Genomic DNA, 19,382 nt, shown 5'->3' on the forward strand with positions numbered 1-19,382 from the left:
ACACATGGTGCCTCAGATCGCCCCACTCGGCACGACGTCTGCGTGGGCGCGTCGCGGCGGCCTTCTCCTGGCCCCATTCCTCGCTGCAGGCCGAGCCCAGCGCTAGCTGTACTGACCCGGAACGTTAGGTACAGAGTTCGGCGAGTCGACGTGACATAGGGAAGACCTCCGAGTGAGGTGTGGAGCTGTCTAAGAACCGCTCCTCAACCCGGAGGTCTTCATGTCCCACCGTAATTCACCGCTGTCCCCGACTGGCCGGTTGCGTCTGGCTCGGTGTGTTGTGGACGACCGGTGGCCACTGCGCCGCGCAGCTGACCGGTTCAACGTGTCAGTCACCACGGCCAAGCGATGGGCGGATCGCTACCGCGACCACGGGCCGGCCGGAATGGGTGATCGGTCCAGCCGGCCCCGATCGTGTCCGCATCGCACCAGCCGGCGCCGGGAACGCCGGGTCGTCGGGTTACGCGTCTCCCGCCGCTGGGGGCCAGCCCGGATCGGATACCACCTGGGGTTGAACGTCTCCACGGTGCACCGCATCCTCACCCGCTACGGCTGCCTACGACTGTCGTGGATCGACCCGGCAACCGGGGCGCCGGTACGTGCCCGCAGACGCGAGATTCGCCGGTACGAACACCAAGCGCCCGGAGACTTGATCCACGTCGACATCAAAAAGCTCGGCAGAATCCCCGACGGCGGTGGACATCGCGTACACGGCCGCGCCCAGGGCACCCGCAACTCCAGTGCCCACCGCGAGCCTGGACGAACCCGCAAAGTTGCTGGCCGCCCCAACCTGGGGTACGCGTATCTGCATCACGCCGTCGACGACCACTCCCGCTACGCCTACTCCGAGATCCTCGCTGATGAGAAGAAGGAAACCGCGACCGCGTTCATGACTCGGGCGTTGGCGCACTTCGCCTCGATCGGTGTCACCACCGCGCGAGTGATGACCGACAACGGGTCGTGTTACCGGTCCCGCATATTTCGGGACTTGTTGCACGACAACAAGATCAAGCACAAGTGGACCAGACCGTACCGGCCGCAAACCAACGGCAAGGTCGAACGATTCAACCGGACCCTGCAGGAGGAATGGGCCTACGCCCGTCCCTACCTCAGTGAAACCGAACGCGTCGCGGCCTTCCCCGAGTTCCTTCGCATCTACAATCACGAACGCGGCCACACCGCACTCCGAGGCAACTCACCCGCCGACCGCGTACCCAACCTGTCGGGTCAGTACAGCTAGCCCAGGGTTCGACGCAGCGAAACGACGCGTCGCCCGACCCGGCGAGCCACGTTCGCGGCGCGCGTCTGCAATCGGGCTCCGGTCTCGGGGTAAGGCATCGTCTGCGCGATTCCTGCGATCGCGTCGAGTGAGGCGTCGAGAATTTCGTCAACCGTCGGCGGCTGGGCGTCGTCGCCTGCCGTCGTGCTCACCGCGAGATCGCCGAGATCACCGGTCACGGGATATCCGGCCACGCGCACGGCGTCGATCATCGCCTCGGCTTCGTCTGCTGCCCACGCACGCTGTTCGGTGGACAACCCACGTGGGGTGCCGCCGGTCTGTGCGAAGAGCACCTTGGCGATGATGTGACCCTTGACGACACGCTCGTACCGATCCCACTCGATGTCGTCGGGCTGCAGGCGCGAGTTCAGCCGTCGCAGGAGTTCTGCCTGCGCTGCCGAGAGCGAGGTGTTGTTGTTGGGAACGTCGATCGTCATCGGAGCCGGATCCACGTCGAGCACGGAGAGAAATCTCTCCCACAACGACGATGCGCCGGTTCCCGACTTCGCCACGGTGACCAGGTGAGCCCGCTCCGGTCCGACGAACTTGGCCCACCGTCCGAGGATGCCCACGTAGTCCTGGAATTCCCAGAAGGGCTCCTCCTCCATGTCGCCACCCCAGGACCCGGTTCGACGTGGCGCGTGCCGACGCACGGAGGTCACGAAATCGTCGAACGACGCAAGACGCTGGTTCTTGACGTTCTCCTGCCACACCGACGGCAGTTGGCGGGCCAGATCGCGAACGGTCACGATCACATGGACCTCGTCGGCGAAGGAGAGGTCGTTCACCAACGACTCGATCTGTTCCTCACGCGCCGTCGCGAACAACTCATGCGACACCAGCGAAGCCCCCGGCCACGCACGCATCTGCGAGACCATCGTCGACCAACTCCCGGCGAAGGCCGGGTCGACCCAGTCGAGATACCTGCCCGGCTGCAGATGCGTTGCGGCGTGAAAGTGATCGGCCATCTCGTTTCCCGGGTAGAGCAGCCCGGAGTGACGAAAAGCGAGGTCGCGGTTCCACCACAGGCGATCCTGGAGGTGGGTGGTGCCTGTCTTGGGTAATCCGACGTGAATGAAAACAACTGACATGATGGATCGAGCTTAGTTGCGCTCGGGCACATATCTGCGACCTCGTCACATGCCGCGTGGATTCACAGGAGATCGGTGACCGAGGCCTGCCTGCGCACGCCGACGCCTGCGGATTTGGGACCCCTGTTTCCGGCTGGTAAAGTAGACCGCTGTCGCAGAGTCGACGGCGGACACGTGCTGTCCACCCGTCTGACCTGCTCAGGAACACCCAGCAACAATCACCAACAACTGATAGGTACACACGCGTGGCAAACATCAAGTCCCAGGTCAAGCGCAACCGCACCAACGAGATCCGTCGGCAGCGCAACCAGTCCGTGCGCTCCTCGCTGCGCACCGCGATCCGTAGCTTCCGCGAAGCTGTCGACGCCGGCGACAAGGACAAGGCCGCCGAGCTCGGACAGACCGCAAGCCGCAAGCTCGACAAGGCAGCCAGCAAGGGCGTCATCCACGCCAACCAGGCAGCCAACAAGAAGTCGGCCATCGCTGTGGCCGTCAACAAGCTCTGAGGTAGCAACCTCCGGCATCAGCCGGAACTGAACGAGTCAGAGCGCGCACCCGCGACGCGCCCCGTGCCCACGGGAGCACGCCGGGTCGCAGCGCCGACCGTTCCCCTTTCGAGACAACTCACCCCGGCGACTTCCACGCGGTCGCCGGGGTGAGTTGCGTGGTCGTGCACGCTTCAGTCCTGCGAGCTTCGGTCCTACAAGGCTTCGGTCGCTCGAGCTCAGCCCAGCACGCTTCAGCGTCGACGCGATGACGGACGCAGCGAAGCCACGGCGTCGACCGCGTGCAGGAGCGCGTAGTCTGCGTCGGCGGCCTGTCCCTTCACATCGCCGTTGAGCCCGGCGACCACCACGACCGCCTGTGCGATCGACGACGAATCCCACGCCCGAGCCTGCGACTGCACCTTCTTGACACGCGACGGCGGCATACCCAACTCCGACGCGGCCGCGTACTGGTCCATCGACCCGATTCCCCGTACGCGAGCGATCGCGTGCACCGCCTCTGCGAGCGCGTCGGCAAGCAGCACTCGCGGCACCCCGTGATGCACCGCCCACGCCAACGATTCGAGCGCCCCGGCCCGATCACCGGTGACGGCTTTGTCTGCGACCTCGAACCCGGTCACCTCTGGGCGCCCCTGGTAGTACAGCCGCACCGCATCGCGATCGATCTTGCCGCCGGTGTCGGCAACGAGCTGACTGCACGCCGCGGCGAGCTCGCGGAGCTCCGCACCGACCCCCTCGACGACCTGCTCGACGACCTCGGCGCTGACCTTGACGCCGAGCTCACGAAACTCCTTGCGGACGAAGTCCATTCGTTCCGACGGCCAACGGGGCGCCGCGCAGTCGTGCTCGACCGCACCTGCCTTGCGGAGTTCGCCGACCATCGACTTCGTACGACCGCCTCCGGTATGGATCACCATCAGCGTGATGCCGTCGGGAAGCTCACGAGCCGCCCGCGTGATCAGCGCTGCGGGCTCTTTGCCCGCCTCCGCCGCCGACTCGACGACGACGACGCGGTCTTCGGCAAACAACGACGGACTCAACAGTTCGGCCAGTTCGTATTCGCTGACATCGCCAGCTCGCACACGCGTCACCGGAATGTCGGCGCCCGCGTGGTGGGACAGCTCGCTCGTCACACCCGAGATCACACGTCCGGTGAGGAAGTCGTCGTCTCCGAGGAGCAGATGCAGGCGATCGGTCACGTCACTCATGGTGCCAGAACGCCCCGACAACCCGACGACGCACCGGACACCTCCCCTACTGCCGACTGTGCGCCTCGTTCTGCCGACTGTGCGTCTCGTTGCGCCGACTGTGCGTCTCGTTGCGCCGACCGTGCGCACGACGCCGCGCCCACCCGATCACGCGCCGGTTCAGCAGCGCCGCACCCAGGACGGTGAACGTCATGACAAGCGCCATCCCGGCAAGCCCGTCCGGTATATCGATTGCCGCCCAACTCAATCCGCCGAGCACGCGCGCCACGGTGATCATCCACCACAGTTCTGGCGACATCGCGCGTAGCAACACTTGCGCAACCACAGAACCCACGTCTCCGGCGAGGCCGATCAACGCTGCGAGTGTCCCCACCACACTGATCACTCCGACGACAGGCGCCACGACGACGTTGGCCAGAATCGAGACCACATTGAATGTCCCGCTGATCATCGCGATCAGCGGCGCCGTCACGACCTGGGCGGCGATGGCGATAGCGAGTACCTCGGCCACGACAGGTGGGATTCTCCACTCGCGCAGCGTGTCTCGGATCGACGGCGCGATCAGCACGAGTCCGGCCGTGGCCACGACCGACAACGCGAACCCCGGCGCACTCGCAAGCTCGGGCCACCACAGAAGTCCCCCGATCACGGCGACACCGAGGGCAGGCACCGCGCGGGCACGCCGCGTCGACAACAGCGCGAGCAGACCGACTCCGCCCATCATCGCTGCCCGCAGCACACTCGGCGACGGCCGTACCAGGACGACGAATCCGACGATGACGACCACCCCGCTGACCGCCGCAACCTTCGGCGATCCGCCGATCAACCGGATCAACGCGATCGCTGCACCCCAGGTCAGCGCGAAATTGGCGCCGGAGACAGCGGTGAGGTGGCTTAGCCCGGCCGCGCGGAACTGATCCCGGACATCTTCCGACAATGCGCTCTCGTCGCCGATGACCAACCCCGGCAGCAATCCCGCCGATTCGCCGCTCAACGCCTGAGCCGAGTTCTGCTGTAGCGTTGCCCGCACGACGCCGGCTCCGCGCTGCAGCGGAGGGGGTCGCCCCAACATCGCCGGCGGGCCCGACGCCGTCAATCTCGCAACACTCAGGTCACCCCCTCGAGGTGCGCGGATACTCGCCAGGACGCGCACATGCTGACCCGGCAGCAACCCCACCCATCCGGGCGCACGCGCGACGACGTCGGCGATGGCGGAGGGAACTCGACGCTCCCCGACGGCCAGCACCGTCACACGCGTGGTCACCTGACCCCGTTGTGCCGGTCCGAAGTTGCGCGGGTCGTCGCGGATCGACATCGTCACCGTCGCCTTGCCCGACATCCCCGACAGAGGATGGGCGTCGCGGGTCTCGAGCCGGAGCCACAGCGCCAGTGCACATGTCGCCGCCATCCCCGCGCCGATCACCACGATGCCCAACACCTGCCAGGTAAGGTTCCAGCGCCGGTGTGCGAACAGAGCTGCAGCGCAGATCAATCCGCCGATGACCAGCACGACAGGCATCGACCACGACGGCCCGTGCAGCCCGAGCAGCGTGACAAGCCACACCACGAGAGCGGGCGCGACGAGTCGTAGATCCACCTCGGTGTCAGCCGGCGGTCACGAGGTCTCGCAGCTTCGCCAGCCGCGCGGGTCCGATACCGTCGACCTCGCCGAGTTGGTCGACAGACGTGAACTTTCCGTGCTGCGACCGCCAGTCGATGATGGCCTTCGCAGTGACCGGGCCGACCCCGGGGAGAGCGTCGAGCTGCTCGGCACTCGCGGTGTTCAGGTCGACCTTTCCGCCCGCACTGTTCGACGCTCCCGAATCCCCTGCGCCAGAGCCCGTCTCGGAGGTGTCACCGGCCGACGGCGGCGACGAAGAGTCCGACCTCCCCGCGCCGGACGCGACCACCGCACTGCGAAGTGAGGCGTTCCCGTCCTTGCTCGCGTAGCCGACCAGCACCTGGTCGCCGTCGCCCAGCACCTGAGCGAGGTTCAGCGACGTCGTGTCGGCTCCCTCGCGGGCACCTCCGGCACCCGACAGCGCATCGGCCACTCGGGACCGCGGCGCCAACCGCACCAGCCCGGGCTTCCGCACCAATCCGACGACGCTGACCACGATCTGGGCTGATGCGGCCGACGGCGCGGCGGCAGAAGGCATCGCGGGGGCGCCGGCCGACGGCACTGCAGCGACGGAAGGAATCGACACCGACGGTCCCGCCGACGCGGGGAACGCGACGGTCGGCACGACGTCGTCGCTGCGGAGGAGCCCGAATCCCGCTATCACACAGGCGATTACGCCAACAGCGATCAACGCTATGGCACCGGCAGGCGCCACCGCGAATCGACGACGTGGGCGGTACTCATCCTCATCCGAATCGACATCTCTATCGAGGTCGAGGTCGAAGTCTTCTCGATGATCGTCGTCGAATCCGTTGGCACGGAGTCGTTCCCGACCATCGAGAGGGCGCCTGCGTTCCACTTCGGGAGCCAGCCAACCCGGCGTCGTGTCGATCCCCCACGAACTCGACGACATGTCGTCATCTGCAGCCGACGAGGTGGCGTCGAGTTCGGGCGTCCGAGTGGCGCCGGGTGCGGGGGCTGACAACCGGTCGAGCGGCGAGCGTCCGACCGCGGTCGGCGCGGTTCGTGAACCGCGCTCGACAACACCTCGCGCGGCGAATCCGCGGGCCGTCCGGGTTGGTTTGTCGCTCATAGCCTCTGACGCTACGGCGGACGCACCATCACACCGGCTCGTCGACCGTGCATCGACGCCGCCCTGTGGACGACGGTCAGGGTGTGGACAACCCCTCGGCCTCCGACTGTCCCCTGGTGATGGGATCGAGTTGGGTACCGATCACCACGCCGACCGCGCCGGGGCCGACGTGACAGCCGAGCACAGGACCGAGATCGACAGTGATGCTCGACGTCACGCTCCGCAGGTTCTCCCGCAACCGGACGACGAGATCGGCTGCGGCAGCGGGAGCTTGGCAATGCTGCACTCCGAGAGTCACCGCGCGGCCGTCGGCGTAGTCGACGGCCGCTTCGGCCATCTTGTCCAGCGCTTTGGAGAACGTGCGCGTGCGTTCACGCAGAGTCAGCGTGCCGTCGACGACGTGCAGGATCGGTTTGATCGACAACGCGGACCCGAGCATCTTGCTCGCCGCGCTGATTCGCCCGCTGTTGCGGAGATTGTCGAGATTCTGCACGCAGAGCAGCGATTCGACAGTCGCGGCCTGGCGGATGGCGGCTTCGTACGCGCGATCCCGATCGGCCCCGTCGCGAGCGGCTTGCGCTGCTGCGATGGCGACGAATCCAACTGCCAATCCCACAGACCGCGAGTCGACCACCCGCACCTGCCCCGAGTAGTCCTCTGCGGCCAGGCGCCCAGCGCTCCACGTGCCGGACAGCTTTCGCGACATGTGGACCGCGACGACCCCGTCGCCCTCACTGCGTTCGATGGCTTCGCCGTACGCCTGCACCAGATCATGCGGAGTGGCGCCCGCAGTCGTTACGCCCGGCGTCGACACGATGTCGGCGGGAACGTTGTCGTCGTCTTCGAGGTAGTCGACTCCGTCGAGCGTCAGATGCAACGGAACCTGGATGATGTCGTAGCTGTCGGCAACGGCAGCGGGCAACCGCGCAGAGGAATCTGTGACGACGACAACAGGCACCCGTCTACGTTAGCCGGTGCGCCGTCCGGTTCGGACATCCGGATCGTCGAGCACCCGCAGAACCGGCGCCGCGACGACGTCGGCGACCGCCCGGTGGCACGCAAAGCCCCAGTGGATACCGTCGGGGTTCATCGCAGCGTCGGGGTTCGCAGCATCGGGATCGTCGTACGCATCGCGGGTCGGAGGATAGAAGTCGGCGTAGGAGACCCCGCGTCGCTCACACCACGCACGCATCGCCGCGGTCGTCGGTATCCGCCCGCTGTGGACGTACCCGTAATAGGGACTCCGATGCGTCGACGGCAGGCACACGACGATCGGCAGATCGGGGCGCAACTGGGTCAGCGCCTCGTAGATCTTGTCGAGGTATTCGATGGTCACCGTCGGCGGCAGGGCCACCGGCCAGCCGATTTTCGACGCACGCGGCTGGACCCACTGATATGCCGACCGGACAATCTGGCGGAGTCGGCCCGGCCGCACGTACCTGATCTGCTCGCGTAGCGCGGTCGGAAGCGGCGACGGCAACGAATCCATTCCGCCGAACGCGAGGATCACTGCGCGTGCGTGCGGTACCGCGGCCCAGATGTTCGGGTCCTGGGTCATCGCCCACCAGACGTCCCGACTGGTCCAGCCGATCCGCCCGAACAGCCGCACCGGCAGACCACACCGCGCCCCGACGATGTTCGGCCAGATGCGAGCGTCGTCGGCGGGCAGCCCACCCTTGGGCCCGAAGTAGGCGAGCGAGTCGGAGAGGATGAGCAGGCAGTCGTCAGGCGTGCTCGCGACAACCGCGTCGGTCACTGCACCCCTGCGTCGGCGACCTCGGCCGATGCGTTCCACACGTCCAGCCGCCACCGCGGCTTCTCGCCGGGGAGTCCATGGCCCGACAGTTGCACCCAACTCGTGTTGGCGAGACCGCCGAACACCGGCCAGTTGGCGACGGGAAGGTCGAGGAGCGCGGCGGTCATCGCAGCAATCACACCTCCGTGCGCGACGAGCACGACGGGCGACTCCGGCGTCGCGCCGCTCCCCCAGTCGTCCACGCGCGCGAGCAGTTCGTCGACGACCGGTAGGGCGCGGGCAGCGACGTCGACGCGGCTCTCCCCGCCCGGCGGGCGCCACGTGGCGTCGTCACGCCACAGTGCGCGCGCACCGGGCATGACGTCGTCGACCTCGTAGTGCGTCATACCCTGCCACTCACCGAGGTGGGTTTCGCGGAGCCGTTCATCGGTCTCGACGGGCAGCCCGGTCAGCACAGCGAGCGCTTCGGCGGTGTCGCGAGCGCGCCGCAGATCCGACGAGCGGATGAGCATCGGATTGCGTTCGGCGAGTGCGGCGGCGGCCGACTTCGCTTGCCGCACACCGAGATCGGAGAGGTCGGTGTCGAGTTGGCCCTGCATCCGGCTCGTCGCGTTGTACTCGGTCTGCCCGTGCCGCAGCAGGATCAGCCTGCGGACCACCGGGGTGAGTCGTTCGACGGAGGTGTCGTGGTCGTCGGGCGCTCCACTCACGCCTGCGGCTCCAGGTCGATGACCGGGCAGTCCTGCCACAGCCGATCGAGCGCGTAGTAGGCACGCTCGTCGGCATGCTGGACGTGCACGACGATGTCGACGTAGTCGAGCAGCGCCCAGCGCCCCTCACGTGTGCCTTCGCGTCGGACTGGCTTGTAGCCCGCCTCGCGCATCTTGTCTTCGATCTCGTCGGTGACCGCGTTGACCTGACGCTCGTTGTCAGCCGACGCGATCACGAACAGGTCGGTGATGACGAGTTGTTCGGACACGTCGATCACCGTGACATCGGTGGCGACCTTGTCCTGCGCGGCAGCGACTGCCACCTTCGCCATGTCCAGTGACTCGGCTGCTGCTGTCACGTTCGTCCTTTCGAGCGTTGCGTTTCCGCACGGTGTGTTGAGGTGTCGGAGCTTGTCGGTTTGTCGTCGGCGTCGCTCTTGAGTGGCGCCGACACACCCGGCGAGTTCACCCGCGGCCTGCGGTAGAGCCTGCGCTTGGCGATGTACTGGACGACGCCGTCTGGCACCAGGTACCAGACCGGTCGTCCCGTCGCCGCGCGTGCCCGACAGTCCGTCGAGGAGATCGCCAGGGCGGGAATCTCCATCAGATGAAGCGTATCGGCTGGCAGATTCCGCAGATGCGTGGCCAGATGACTGGCGTTCAACTCGTATCCCGGTCGGCTCACCCCGACGAAGTTCGCGAGCTCGAACAGTTCCTCCCAGTCCTGCCACGACAGGATCGATTCCAACGCGTCGGCGCCGGTGATGAAGTAGAGCTGAGCGTCGGGAAGGGTCTTGCGCAGATCCCGCAGCGTGTCGACTGTGTAGGTGAATCCCTCGCGATCGATGTCGACGCGACTCACGCTGAACTGCGGATTCGACGCCGTCGCGATGACCGTCATCAGGTAGCGGTCTTCGGGGGGACTGACCTGCTTCGTCCGGTCGGGAACCTCCCCGTCGTCTTCTGTCAGCTTCTGCCATGGCCGTCCGGTCGGGACGAAGATCACCTCGTCGAGCGAGAACCGGTTCGCGACCTCACTGGCTGCCACGAGGTGCCCGTTGTGGATGGGATCGAACGTTCCGCCCATCACACCGATCCGGCGTACACGCGGACGGTCATGTGCCATGAGGGGTCAGTTTACGCGAGCGATCACACCGGCAGGAGGTCGGCGATGACCGCGGACAGCTGCGTGGCGTTGCGACACTCGAACATGTCGATGATCTCCGCGTAGTCGTCGGCCGCGGAATCGCCGGTACCCCAGTCGCCATGCGCCTCCGGGTTGAGCCAATACGCGTGACGCGCACGCTCCACCAACTCGCGCAGCGAGTCCTCGGAGGCGTCGTGGTAGTTGTTGCGGGCGTCGCCAAGGATCAGCAGCGCTCCGCGATGTGTCAGCGTGTCGCCGTAGGCGTCGACGAACCCGCGCAGCATGTGCCCGTAGTCGGAATGACCGTCACGCGTGATGAGCCGGGCCTGCGTCAACATGCGATGCATCGCCTCACCGATGTCGGTGCCGCCGAACCCCTCGTCGTCGGTGAAGTACTCGGTGACGTCGTCGACGGTGTCGACGAATGCGAAGATCCGAACCTTCGCGAACTGCTGGCGCAGCGCGTAGACGAGTTGCAGCGTGAACTGCGAGAACCCGGATACCGAACCCGATACGTCGCAGATGATCACCAGTTCGGGGCGCCCGGGGCGCGGCTTGCGGTTCTTGAGTTCGATCGGAACCCCGCCCGTCGACATCGACGCGCGCAGCGTCGCACGGACGTCGACTGCACCCCGGTGGGCGCGGCGTCGTCGAATCTCCAAGCGGGAGGCCAACAGACGCGCGAGCGGGGCGACGGTCCGTCGGATCTCGGTGAGGTCCTTCTTGCCTGCCGAGAGGAAGTTGATGTTCTCGGGCAGCGTCGGCACCGCGTAGTCGCTGACCTTCTCGCGTCCGTTGCGGTCGGCCATCCGACGCTGCGTCTCCACCTCGATCGCGGTGCGCAGGCGGTTGGCGCGTTCGCGGGCGGCCCGCCGGAACGTCGGATCGTCGCCGACGCTCAGGTCGTCACCCGATCCGCCCGCCATCGCTGCGGCGATCCGTGCGATCAGTGTCTGGGGATCGATGCTCGAGAGCGCCTGATACGCCGAGTACGCCTCCCCGCGGCTCGACTGGTAGCGGCCCATCTCGTCGACCACCTGCGCGACCGCGGCGGACAGACGTCCGTCTGCGTCGGCCGACTCGTCTGCGAGTAACTCTGCGAGCATCTCGCGCACGGCATCGACGTCGACCTCGCCGGACTCGTCGCGCGGCAGCTCCTCCTCCGCGCTGCACGCACCGATCGCGACGGGAAACCAGAGGTCGAAGATGCGGTCGAAGGCCGGCCGGTGCATGTGATCGTCGACGAGGGTCGCCGCGAGTCCCTCGCGCAGACTACTGCGGTCGAGCAGGTCGAGGACCTCCATCGCCCGCGCGGCGTCGATCAGCGCCGACGGACCGACCGCAATCCCCCGTCGCCGCAGCGCATCGACGAAGTCGGTGAGGTGATCGACGAGCGGCACTGCCGTCGCGATGTCGCCCGTGGCGGGTCCGGCCCCGGACATCAGCCCAGCTTGAGTTCTTTGACGGCGGTCTTCAGGTCGGGACGATGCTTGAGCACGACGCCCAGGGTGCGTGCGATCAGGCCTTCGTCAAGTCGGCCGCCCTTCGAGCGTTCCTCACCCGCGCCCAGCGCGAGCAGTGTGTTCGCCCAGTCGATGGTCTCGGCGACCGACGGCTTCTTCCGAATGTCGAGGGTGCGCAGCACGCCGACGATGCGGACCAGTTCGGAGGCGAGCGCGTCGGGCAGGTTCGGAACTCGCGACTCGAGAATCTCCTTCTCGCGCGCAGCGTCGGGGAAATCGATGAAGAGGTAGAGGCAGCGACGTTTCAGCGCCTCCGACAACTCCCTCGTCGCGTTCGACGTCAGGATCACGATCGGTCGACGCGACGCGACGACGGTCCCCATCTCCGGGATGGTCACTGCGAAGTCGCTGAGCACCTCGAGCAGCAGCCCCTCGACGTCGACGTCGGCCTTGTCGACCTCGTCGATCAGGAGCACGGTGGGATCGGTACGCGAGATCGCTGTCAGCAGTGGTCGCGGGAGCAGGAACTCCTCGGAGAAGATGTCGGTCTTCGCCTCGGCCCAGTCGCGCGTGCCGGTCGCCTGGATGTGCAGGATCTGCTTGGCGTGGTTCCACTCGTAGAGTGCACGCGCCTCGTCGATTCCCTCGTAGCACTGCAGACGCACGAGCTCTGCGTCGGTGGCCGCGGCGATGGCACGCGCCAACTCCGTCTTGCCCACTCCCGCAGGACCTTCGACGAGCAGCGGCTTACCGAGCCGGTCCGCGAGGAAGGTCGAGGTCGCCGTCGCGTCGTCGGCCAGATAGCCGGTGGCGCGCAGCCTGTCGACGACGTCGTGCACCGCTGCGAACGAGGGAACGATAGGAGCCGCGTCCTGTGTCGCCGGGCTGTGAGTCGTTGTGGAGTCGGTCATCACGCGGGCCGGATCTGGCCGTCGCCCCACACGATCCACTTGGTGGAGGTGAGTTCCGGCAGTCCCATCGGTCCGCGAGCGTGCAGCTTCTGCGTCGAGATGCCGATCTCTGCTCCGAAGCCGAACTGCTCGCCGTCGGTGAAGGCAGTCGACGCATTGACCATCACGGCTGCGGCGTCGACCCGGTTCGTGAACTCCTCGGCCGCGGCGAGGTCGGTGGTCACGATGGCCTCGGTATGCCCGGTTCCATAGGTGTCGATGTGAGCGACAGCGGCGTCGAGTCCGTCGACCACCTTTATCGCGATGTCCATCGAGAGGTACTCGTCGGACCAGTCGGACTCGTCGGCCGGCTCCATGCCCGGCTCGTCGCCGTGGATCACGACACCCTGTGACTGCAGGGCCTGACTGATCCTGGGCAGCGCGTCGGCGGCGATCGCTTTGTCGACGAGCACTGTCTCCGCCGCGTTGCACACGCTCGGTCGTCGGGTCTTGGCGTTGAGGATGATGCGGGTCGCGACACCGACATCGGCGAGCGCATGCACGTAGACGTGGCAGTTTCCGGTTCCGGTCTCGATCGTGGGGACCGTGGCGTTCGCGACGACCGCGTTGATCAAACCGGCGCCCCCGCGAGGAATCACGACGTCGACGAGCCCACGCGCGCGGATCAGCGCGGTGACACTCGAACGGTCGTCACTGGGCAGCAGCGACACGACATCGGACGGAATGCCCGCGCCTGCGACGACGTCGCGGAGAATGCGGACGAGCTCGGCGTTCGACGACGCCGCCGACGACGAACCGCGAAGCAGCACAGCGTTTCCGGATTTGAACGCGATTCCGAAGGCGTCGACCGTCACGTTCGGCCGCGCCTCGTAGACGATGCCGACCACACCGAGCGGCACGCGTACCTGCCGCAGGCGCAGACCGTTGGGAAGCGTCTTGCCGGCGACGATCTCGCCGATCGGATCGGGAAGGATCGCGACCTGACGCAGCCCGTCGGCGATGCCCGCGACGCGCTCGGGGGTCAGGCGGAGTCGGTCGATCAGGTTTGCCTCGGTTCCGGCCTCCTCCGCGCGCGCGACATCGTCGGCGTTCGCGGCCAGGATGGTCTCGGTGTTCGCGTCGACGGCGTCGGCAGCGGCGAGCAGCGCGGCGTTCTTGGCTGTCGTGGTGAGCGCTGCCAGCGCTCGGGAGGCGGTACGGGCGGCGCGGGCCTGCGCGTGCACGACTTCTTCGACGTCGGGCGCGGTCGCGGCCTGCCTTCCGGTCACGGTGGGTGCGCTCATCAATACCTCGGTTTCGAGTTCACGGCAGACGATTGGGTCCTGCGCGGCACTGCCGGTGGACAACATGTCCAGGGTACGTCCCCGCACCATTCGGCCCCAAGATCGCCCACCCGAGAACGCCACCGCGGGCCGGACGTCGAGACGCCGCATGTCAGCAACGGTTGAGTATCCCGGCGAGCACGCGCCGCGACGCGGCATCGACCGCCAATCCGTACGCGCGGCTCACCACGACGAACTCGATTGCGTACTGACAGTGGAAACCGCGATTGGGCGGCAGCCACCGGGCGGGTTCGCTGTCGCTCTTCTCCTGATTCGACGCCGCGTCGACGGCGACCAGGTTGGCCGGGTCGTTTGCCAGCTCGACGCGACGCCGAGCCGACCACCCGAACGCACCCATGTCCCACGCGAAAGCCAGCGGCACGATGTGGTCGATCTGAACGGCCGTCGCATTGCGGTCACGCCGGAACACGACCGTCTTACCGGTGTAGGGACTGCGCAGTTCGCCTGCGAGGACAGCGCGCGGACACGACGTCACCGACCCGACGCGCACATCTCCGAGGTCGCGGGTCAGCACGTCGTTTCGGGTATCGCAGCCGTTTCCGCCTCCCGTCACGCTCGCGTCGTCGGTCCACGACGCCCCGAACGCCGACCGCTCGTAGTCGTCGCGGCCGGTACGCGCAGCGACGACGGGCACCCCTGCGAGTTCGCGGAGTGCCTGCTGCGCACCGGCGTGCCACTGCCCCGATCGCGCGCGCGGGACGTCGCGGTACACACCCACGGCCACGACGACCGCGGTGAGCACGAACGCGACAGTGACCGCCCACCTGCGCGCGGGCCACTGCGCGTCGCGTCGAGCGTGCCGGTAGCGCATCCGCAGCCGGTACAGCGGCACCGCGATGACAGGATTCACGCCATCTTCGACGCCGCGCGGCGGCCCGCGGTTCCCCTATCCGGCAGCTGCGTCGCAAACGCGGCTCGATCTGGTGAACGCGGTCGGTACACCAGCCGCGTCTGCGGGTTCGGGCGGCGTTTGGCACCCGGGTTCGGGACGCAGGCGAGCCGGGTCAGGATTTGTCGAGGTAGCGCACCTTGTTGGGCACGAGAATGGCGTCGACGAGGTCGGCGAGTGGCCGGTGGTCGGCCAGCGGCAGGTCGGTTGCCACCACGGACTCGGCCAGTTCGCGGGCGTCGGCGATCACGTCGACGTCGTCGAGCAGCGAGAGGTGACGCAGCGACGACACCCCACCCGACTGCAGCGAGCCGAGCAGATCACCTTCGCGGCGCTGCAGCAGGTCGACGCGAGCGAGTTCGAATCCGTCGGTCGATGCCTCGACGGCCCGCAGCCGTTCCATCGCCTGCGACACCGGTTTTGTCGACGTCATCAGCAGGCACAAGCCGGGATGGCCGCCACGACCGACACGTCCGCGGAGTTGGTGGAGCTGGCTGACCCCGAATCTCTCTGCGTCGACGATGATCATCATCGACGCATTGGGAACGTCGACACCGACCTCGATCACGGTCGTCGCCACGATCGCATCGATCTCGCCGCGCCCGAACGCGTCCATGACCTCGTTCTTCTCATCGGCGGGAAGCCGCCCGTGCAGGACCGCGAGCCGATGGCTGCCGAGCGGTCCGACGAGCAGCTCGTCGTAGAGGTCGAGAACGGAGGTGGTCTGCTGCTGCGCGTCGGCTTCCTCGCCCGCAGTGCGTTTGCTCGCGCCACGCTTGGGTGCGGCAGGCTCGATGTCGCCGATGCGCGAACACACGATGTACACCTGCCGCCCGGCTTCGATCTCCTCCGCGGCGCGACCCCACATGCGTTCGATCCATTGGGGTTTCGCCGTCGGCACCACCGTCGTGGTGATCGGTTGACGCCCCTTGGGGAGTTCGGTGAGCACCGACGTGTCGAGGTCGCCGAACGCCGTCATCGCCACCGTCCGCGGGATCGGTGTCGCCGTCATCACCAGGAAGTGGGGCATGAGATGGTCGCGGCCACGACCCCGCAACACATCTCGTTGTTCGACGCCGAAGCGGTGCTGTTCGTCGACTACGACCATGCCGAGATCGAAGAACTCGACCCTCTCCTCGAGCAGCGCGTGGGTTCCGACGACGATGCCCGCCTTGCCGGTCACCACGTCGAGCAGTGTCTGACGTTTGCCCTTGGTCTTCATCGAGCCGGTCAGCAACACCACACTCGTCGCGCCGTCGGCGGCGCCGAGTTCACCGGCAGTGCCCAGATCGCCGAGCATCGACGTGATGGTCCGAAGATGCTGCGCGGCAAGAACTTCCGTCGGCGCGAGAATCGCGCACTGGTGACCGTTGTCGACTACACGCAGCATGGCGAGCAACGACACGAGGGTCTTGCCGGAACCCACTTCTCCCTGCAGCAGCCTGCTCATCGGCGTCGGGTGGCCGAGGTCGTCGGCGATCTCGGCGAGCACCAACTGCTGCCCGTCGGTGAGAGTGAACGGAAGTCGTTGCAGCAGGCGGTCTTCCAGGCCGCCGGGAACGTGCGGGCACGCGGGCGCCGACTCTGCACGACCCGCGAGGCGGCGCTGCGCGAGGACGGTCTGGATCGCGAGCGCCTCGTCGAATTTCAGGCGTTCGTTCGCGGCGGTGACGTTCGCATCGGAGTCGGGGACATGGATGGTGCGGATCGCCTCGTCGAGCGACATCAACCCGCGGCGTTCGCGTTCGTCGTCGGACAGCGGGTCGACGAACGGCTCGACGTCGTCGAGGACCTGGCGAATCGACGCCCAGATGTCCCACGTCTGGATTTCACGGTTCGCGGGATACAGCGGCACGATTGCTCGATCGAACGCGGCGGCGATGTCGGCCGAGTGCGCTCCCGGGCGCCGCTGCTCGCCGGTGATCTCGGCCTCTGCCGCATACATCTCGGCGAGCATCGCCGACCCGACGACACGATCGACCTCGACGTCGCCGTCCGGCAGAACCATCCACTCGGGATGGGAGAGTTGCGGCTGCTCGCGGAAGAACTTCACAGTGCCCGCCACCATGAGCCGAGTGCCGGGTTTCAGTGCGTTCTTGATGAAACGCGGATTGAAGAAGCTGACCTCGTAGGAGCGGTTGCCGTCGTCGACGGTCACCTTCAGGAACTGCCCGTGACGCTTCTTCATGCGGATCAGGTCGGCACGGGTGATGCGTCCGACAACCGTGACCCACTCCCCCTCGGTCAGGTCCTGCTCCTCCGAGGGTTGACCATGCGTGAGATACCGACGCGGTGCGTAACGCAGCAGTTCCCCGACGGTCGCGAGCCCCAACGACGCGAGACTCGCCGCACGTTCGGTGTTGAAGACATCGGACAGAGAGTCGGATGCACGGACCACTATTCGATACCCACTTGCATCAGATCGTCGGTCTGACCAGTCTCGTACACGACCATTTCCACGCCCGGATATGCCCGCCGGATCTGCGCCTCGAGCGCCGCCAACGCCTCGCGGTCGACGCCCGAGCCCGCAAGGACGGTGACCATCTCGCCACCTGTCGCCAACATGAGATCGACCAGCGACACGACAGCGGCTGTCTGCTCGGGCGCGATGACAAGGACATCAGAGCCGATGAGGCCCAACACATCTCCGACGTCGCAGGTTCCGGCGAGGGTGATCATCCGCTCGTCGGCGAGCAGCAGCGAACCCCAGCGTGCACCCGCGGCGGCTTCGGCCATCGCGTAGGCGTCGGCATCCGGCGACTCGGAGGGGTCGTGGACCGCGAGGGCCGCGAGACACTGCGCCATCGATGAGGTCGGCAACGAGATCACCGACCGTTGCGCAGACCGGACCTCCGCTGCGACGCTCACCAGATCCTGCGACGTCAACGACCCGTTCGCCATGACCACCACGTGTGCCGAATCGGTGGCGCGAATGGCGGCGGCAAGCGCTTCCGGCGTGACACCGTCGTCGGCGCGGACAACGGCTGCCCCGGCCTCGGCGAAAAGCTCCGCAGCGCCATCGCCGCGTACGACCGCGACGACGGCGCGCCGGTGACGAGGCGGCGGCTCCATCGAATTGGCTTGTGCACGAATCGAATCGAGAGCAAAGCAGGAGATCCGGATGTCGGAGACGTTGCCGTGTGCTATCGCTGCCTCGACCGCGGCGCCCGGGTCGTCGGTGTGGACGTGCACAGAGAACCGTTCACCCGACGGCGAACTGTCGCCGACGATCACCACGGCGTCGCCGAGTTCGCCGAGTTCGGATCGCAGCGTCGCGATGCTCTCGCCCGCAGCCCCGGTGAGCAGATACATCACCTCGAAGTCCATGTCGCCCGGGCCGTCGCACGTCTCGTCGACGGGATGTCCGGGCTGCCCTCCCCCGGTGAGGATTCCGCGGTACCGACGACGTCGCTGTGTGACACCGGTGAGCACCCCGACCATCGCGTCGAGCATGGCGAGGAAACCCCGACCGCCGGCGTCGACGACGCCCGCCGACGCCAGTTCGGGGAGCTGTTCGGGAGTGCGCTCCAGACCATCGGCCACATCGTCGGCGATCGCGCGGGCCTGGTCGGCGGCGGTCTCGCCGGAGTGACGCGCCGCAGACTCCGCGGCGATGGTCAGCAGCGTCAGGACGGTGCCCTCCCTGGGGTCGCTCACCGCGCGCTGCGCTGCCAACGATCCAAGCCTCAGACCCGATACCGCGAGCTGCGAAAACGTCAACTGCCCGTCCGGTGCGCCGATCTCCACGGCGTCGGCGAGGCCGACCAGGATCTGCGACATGATGACGCCGGAATTGCCGCGCGCGTTGGCCACAGCACCTTCTGCCATGGCCCGCGTCACGGCGACCACGTCGGCGTCGACCGGAAGGGCGGTGACGACGTCGGCAGCAGACCGCATGGTGAACAGCATGTTGCTGCCGGTGTCCGAATCCGGAATCGGGAAGACGTTGAGGTCGTTGATCTCGCCGCGCAGTTCCTCGAGCCGGGCCACACACTCCTGCGCCCAGTCACGCAGAACCTGCGGATTCATCACGCGAACGAGTCCACCGTCAGTCGACATGGGTCCTCCTTCACCGCGGGGGCTCACGCGTGTCTCCACGCCGTCGAAAATCCACGTCGTCGAAAAGTGCCACGACACGTGCTGCCCAGGATGTGTGAGAGATTACTCGGAGTCGCCGACACGGTCGCCGTCGGCGGGTCCGGCGCATTCGCCGCAAGCCCCGCGGCAGATCACGCCCGGCCCGGATTTGGTGGTGACGCACCCGGACGGTTACCCTTGCAGGGTTGCCTTGCCGCTGCCGTGGATGACGTTGCGTTTCCGCGAGTAGCGAGCTGGCGTAACCGCAAGATCATTCCATCTATCAAG

The 19,382-nt window shown here is 67.0% G+C and carries 17 protein-coding genes; 2 read left to right on the forward strand and 15 right to left on the reverse strand.

Translation table 11 applies throughout. The features are described 5' to 3' along the window. The first annotated feature begins 220 nt into the window (after nucleotides 1–220). Nucleotides 221–1,240: an IS481 family transposase gene (locus RND64_RS14100; protein WP_168699674.1), complete on the forward strand. Its 1,020-nt coding sequence runs from the start codon at nucleotides 221–223 to the stop codon at nucleotides 1,238–1,240. Here RND64_RS14100 and RND64_RS14105 read toward each other — a convergent pair. After that, entirely contained in the window at nucleotides 1,237–2,370 is a 1,134-nt protein-coding gene (locus tag RND64_RS14105) for a hypothetical protein (RefSeq protein ID WP_049698363.1), read from the reverse strand. The genes RND64_RS14100 and RND64_RS14105 overlap by 4 nt on opposite strands. Before the next feature lie 245 nt (nucleotides 2,371–2,615). Between RND64_RS14105 and rpsT the strand changes: the two genes are divergently transcribed. Next, nucleotides 2,616–2,876 carry a 30S ribosomal protein S20 gene (gene rpsT, locus RND64_RS14110; RefSeq protein WP_049698364.1) on the forward strand — a complete coding sequence of 87 codons (261 nt, stop codon included), beginning with the start codon at nucleotides 2,616–2,618 and terminating at the stop codon, nucleotides 2,874–2,876. 233 nt (nucleotides 2,877–3,109) lie between these two features. Here the strand turns inward: rpsT and holA are convergent, their stop codons facing one another. The 14 genes from holA to RND64_RS14180 form a co-directional block, all read right to left on the reverse strand. Beyond that, complete coding sequence (gene holA, locus RND64_RS14115; RefSeq protein ID WP_049698365.1) at nucleotides 3,110–4,084, reverse strand: DNA polymerase III subunit delta; 975 nt, start codon at nucleotides 4,082–4,084, stop codon at nucleotides 3,110–3,112. 46 nt (nucleotides 4,085–4,130) lie between these two features. Continuing rightward, the gene (locus RND64_RS14120) at nucleotides 4,131–5,681 is read right to left on the reverse strand and encodes a ComEC/Rec2 family competence protein (protein WP_331436081.1); all 1,551 of its coding nucleotides are present in this window, start codon (nucleotides 5,679–5,681) and stop codon (nucleotides 4,131–4,133) included. A gap of 7 nt (nucleotides 5,682–5,688) precedes the next feature. Beyond that, nucleotides 5,689–6,798 carry a ComEA family DNA-binding protein gene (locus RND64_RS14125; protein ID WP_235434310.1) on the reverse strand — a complete coding sequence of 370 codons (1,110 nt, stop codon included), beginning with the start codon at nucleotides 6,796–6,798 and terminating at the stop codon, nucleotides 5,689–5,691. 76 nt (nucleotides 6,799–6,874) lie between these two features. Beyond that, on the reverse strand, nucleotides 6,875–7,756 hold the full coding sequence (locus tag RND64_RS14130) for a DegV family protein (RefSeq protein WP_049698367.1): 882 nt from the start codon (nucleotides 7,754–7,756) through the stop codon (nucleotides 6,875–6,877). Nucleotides 7,757–7,765: 9 nt separating this feature from the next. Further along, nucleotides 7,766–8,554 carry a diglucosylglycerate octanoyltransferase gene (gene octT / locus RND64_RS14135; protein WP_049698368.1) on the reverse strand — a complete coding sequence of 263 codons (789 nt, stop codon included), beginning with the start codon at nucleotides 8,552–8,554 and terminating at the stop codon, nucleotides 7,766–7,768. Then, complete coding sequence (locus RND64_RS14140) at nucleotides 8,551–9,264, reverse strand: histidine phosphatase family protein (protein ID WP_049698369.1); 714 nt, start codon at nucleotides 9,262–9,264, stop codon at nucleotides 8,551–8,553. Before RND64_RS14140 ends, octT begins: the two co-directional genes overlap by 4 nt. After that, a complete protein-coding gene (rsfS, locus tag RND64_RS14145) occupies nucleotides 9,261–9,623 on the reverse strand; it encodes a ribosome silencing factor (protein WP_005205149.1) in 363 nt (120 codons plus the stop codon). The genes RND64_RS14140 and rsfS overlap by 4 nt, the downstream gene beginning before the upstream one ends. Further along, nucleotides 9,620–10,390, reverse strand: a complete 771-nt coding sequence (gene nadD, locus RND64_RS14150) for a nicotinate-nucleotide adenylyltransferase (protein ID WP_049698370.1) — start codon at nucleotides 10,388–10,390, stop codon at nucleotides 9,620–9,622. Before nadD ends, rsfS begins: the two co-directional genes overlap by 4 nt. Before the next feature lie 23 nt (nucleotides 10,391–10,413). Then, nucleotides 10,414–11,853 (reverse strand): vWA domain-containing protein, encoded by a 1,440-nt coding sequence (locus RND64_RS14155; protein ID WP_049698371.1) that lies wholly within the window; start codon nucleotides 11,851–11,853, stop codon nucleotides 10,414–10,416. Then, nucleotides 11,853–12,785 carry an AAA family ATPase gene (locus tag RND64_RS14160; RefSeq protein WP_049698372.1) on the reverse strand — a complete coding sequence of 311 codons (933 nt, stop codon included), beginning with the start codon at nucleotides 12,783–12,785 and terminating at the stop codon, nucleotides 11,853–11,855. Before RND64_RS14160 ends, RND64_RS14155 begins: the two co-directional genes overlap by 1 nt. Next, nucleotides 12,785–14,068 (reverse strand): glutamate-5-semialdehyde dehydrogenase, encoded by a 1,284-nt coding sequence (locus RND64_RS14165; protein WP_049698610.1) that lies wholly within the window; start codon nucleotides 14,066–14,068, stop codon nucleotides 12,785–12,787. The genes RND64_RS14160 and RND64_RS14165 overlap by 1 nt, the downstream gene beginning before the upstream one ends. Before the next feature lie 151 nt (nucleotides 14,069–14,219). Next, complete coding sequence (locus RND64_RS14170) at nucleotides 14,220–14,978, reverse strand: HNH endonuclease family protein (protein ID WP_200903227.1); 759 nt, start codon at nucleotides 14,976–14,978, stop codon at nucleotides 14,220–14,222. Nucleotides 14,979–15,132: 154 nt separating this feature from the next. Beyond that, nucleotides 15,133–17,415, reverse strand: coding sequence for an ATP-dependent DNA helicase RecG (gene recG, locus RND64_RS14175; RefSeq protein WP_049698373.1), 2,283 nt, complete (start codon nucleotides 17,413–17,415; stop codon nucleotides 15,133–15,135). Further along, nucleotides 17,415–19,076 carry a DAK2 domain-containing protein gene (locus RND64_RS14180; protein WP_049698612.1) on the reverse strand — a complete coding sequence of 554 codons (1,662 nt, stop codon included), beginning with the start codon at nucleotides 19,074–19,076 and terminating at the stop codon, nucleotides 17,415–17,417. Before RND64_RS14180 ends, recG begins: the two co-directional genes overlap by 1 nt. Nucleotides 19,077–19,382 lie beyond the last annotated feature (306 nt).

The sequence above is a fragment of the Gordonia sp. w5E2 genome, from assembly GCF_036540975.1.
GTDB lineage: Bacteria > Actinomycetota > Actinomycetes > Mycobacteriales > Mycobacteriaceae > Gordonia > Gordonia jacobaea.

Excerpts from the sequence above, each read along its gene's own strand:
- RND64_RS14125 (WP_235434310.1), bottom strand. The coding sequence starts at position 6,798 with ATGAGCGACAAACCAACCCGGACGGCCCGCGGATTCGCCGCGCGAGGT.
- RND64_RS14155 (WP_049698371.1), bottom strand. The coding sequence starts at position 11,853 with ATGTCCGGGGCCGGACCCGCCACGGGCGACATCGCGACGGCAGTGCCG.
- RND64_RS14165 (WP_049698610.1), bottom strand. The coding sequence starts at position 14,068 with ATGAGCGCACCCACCGTGACCGGAAGGCAGGCCGCGACCGCGCCCGAC.
- holA (WP_049698365.1), bottom strand. The coding sequence starts at position 4,084 with ATGAGTGACGTGACCGATCGCCTGCATCTGCTCCTCGGAGACGACGAC.
- nadD (WP_049698370.1), bottom strand. The coding sequence starts at position 10,390 with ATGGCACATGACCGTCCGCGTGTACGCCGGATCGGTGTGATGGGCGGA.
- RND64_RS14180 (WP_049698612.1), bottom strand. The coding sequence starts at position 19,076 with ATGTCGACTGACGGTGGACTCGTTCGCGTGATGAATCCGCAGGTTCTG.
- RND64_RS14105 (WP_049698363.1), bottom strand. The coding sequence starts at position 2,370 with ATGTCAGTTGTTTTCATTCACGTCGGATTACCCAAGACAGGCACCACC.
- RND64_RS14160 (WP_049698372.1), bottom strand. The coding sequence starts at position 12,785 with ATGACCGACTCCACAACGACTCACAGCCCGGCGACACAGGACGCGGCT.
- RND64_RS14100 (WP_168699674.1), top strand. The coding sequence starts at position 221 with ATGTCCCACCGTAATTCACCGCTGTCCCCGACTGGCCGGTTGCGTCTG.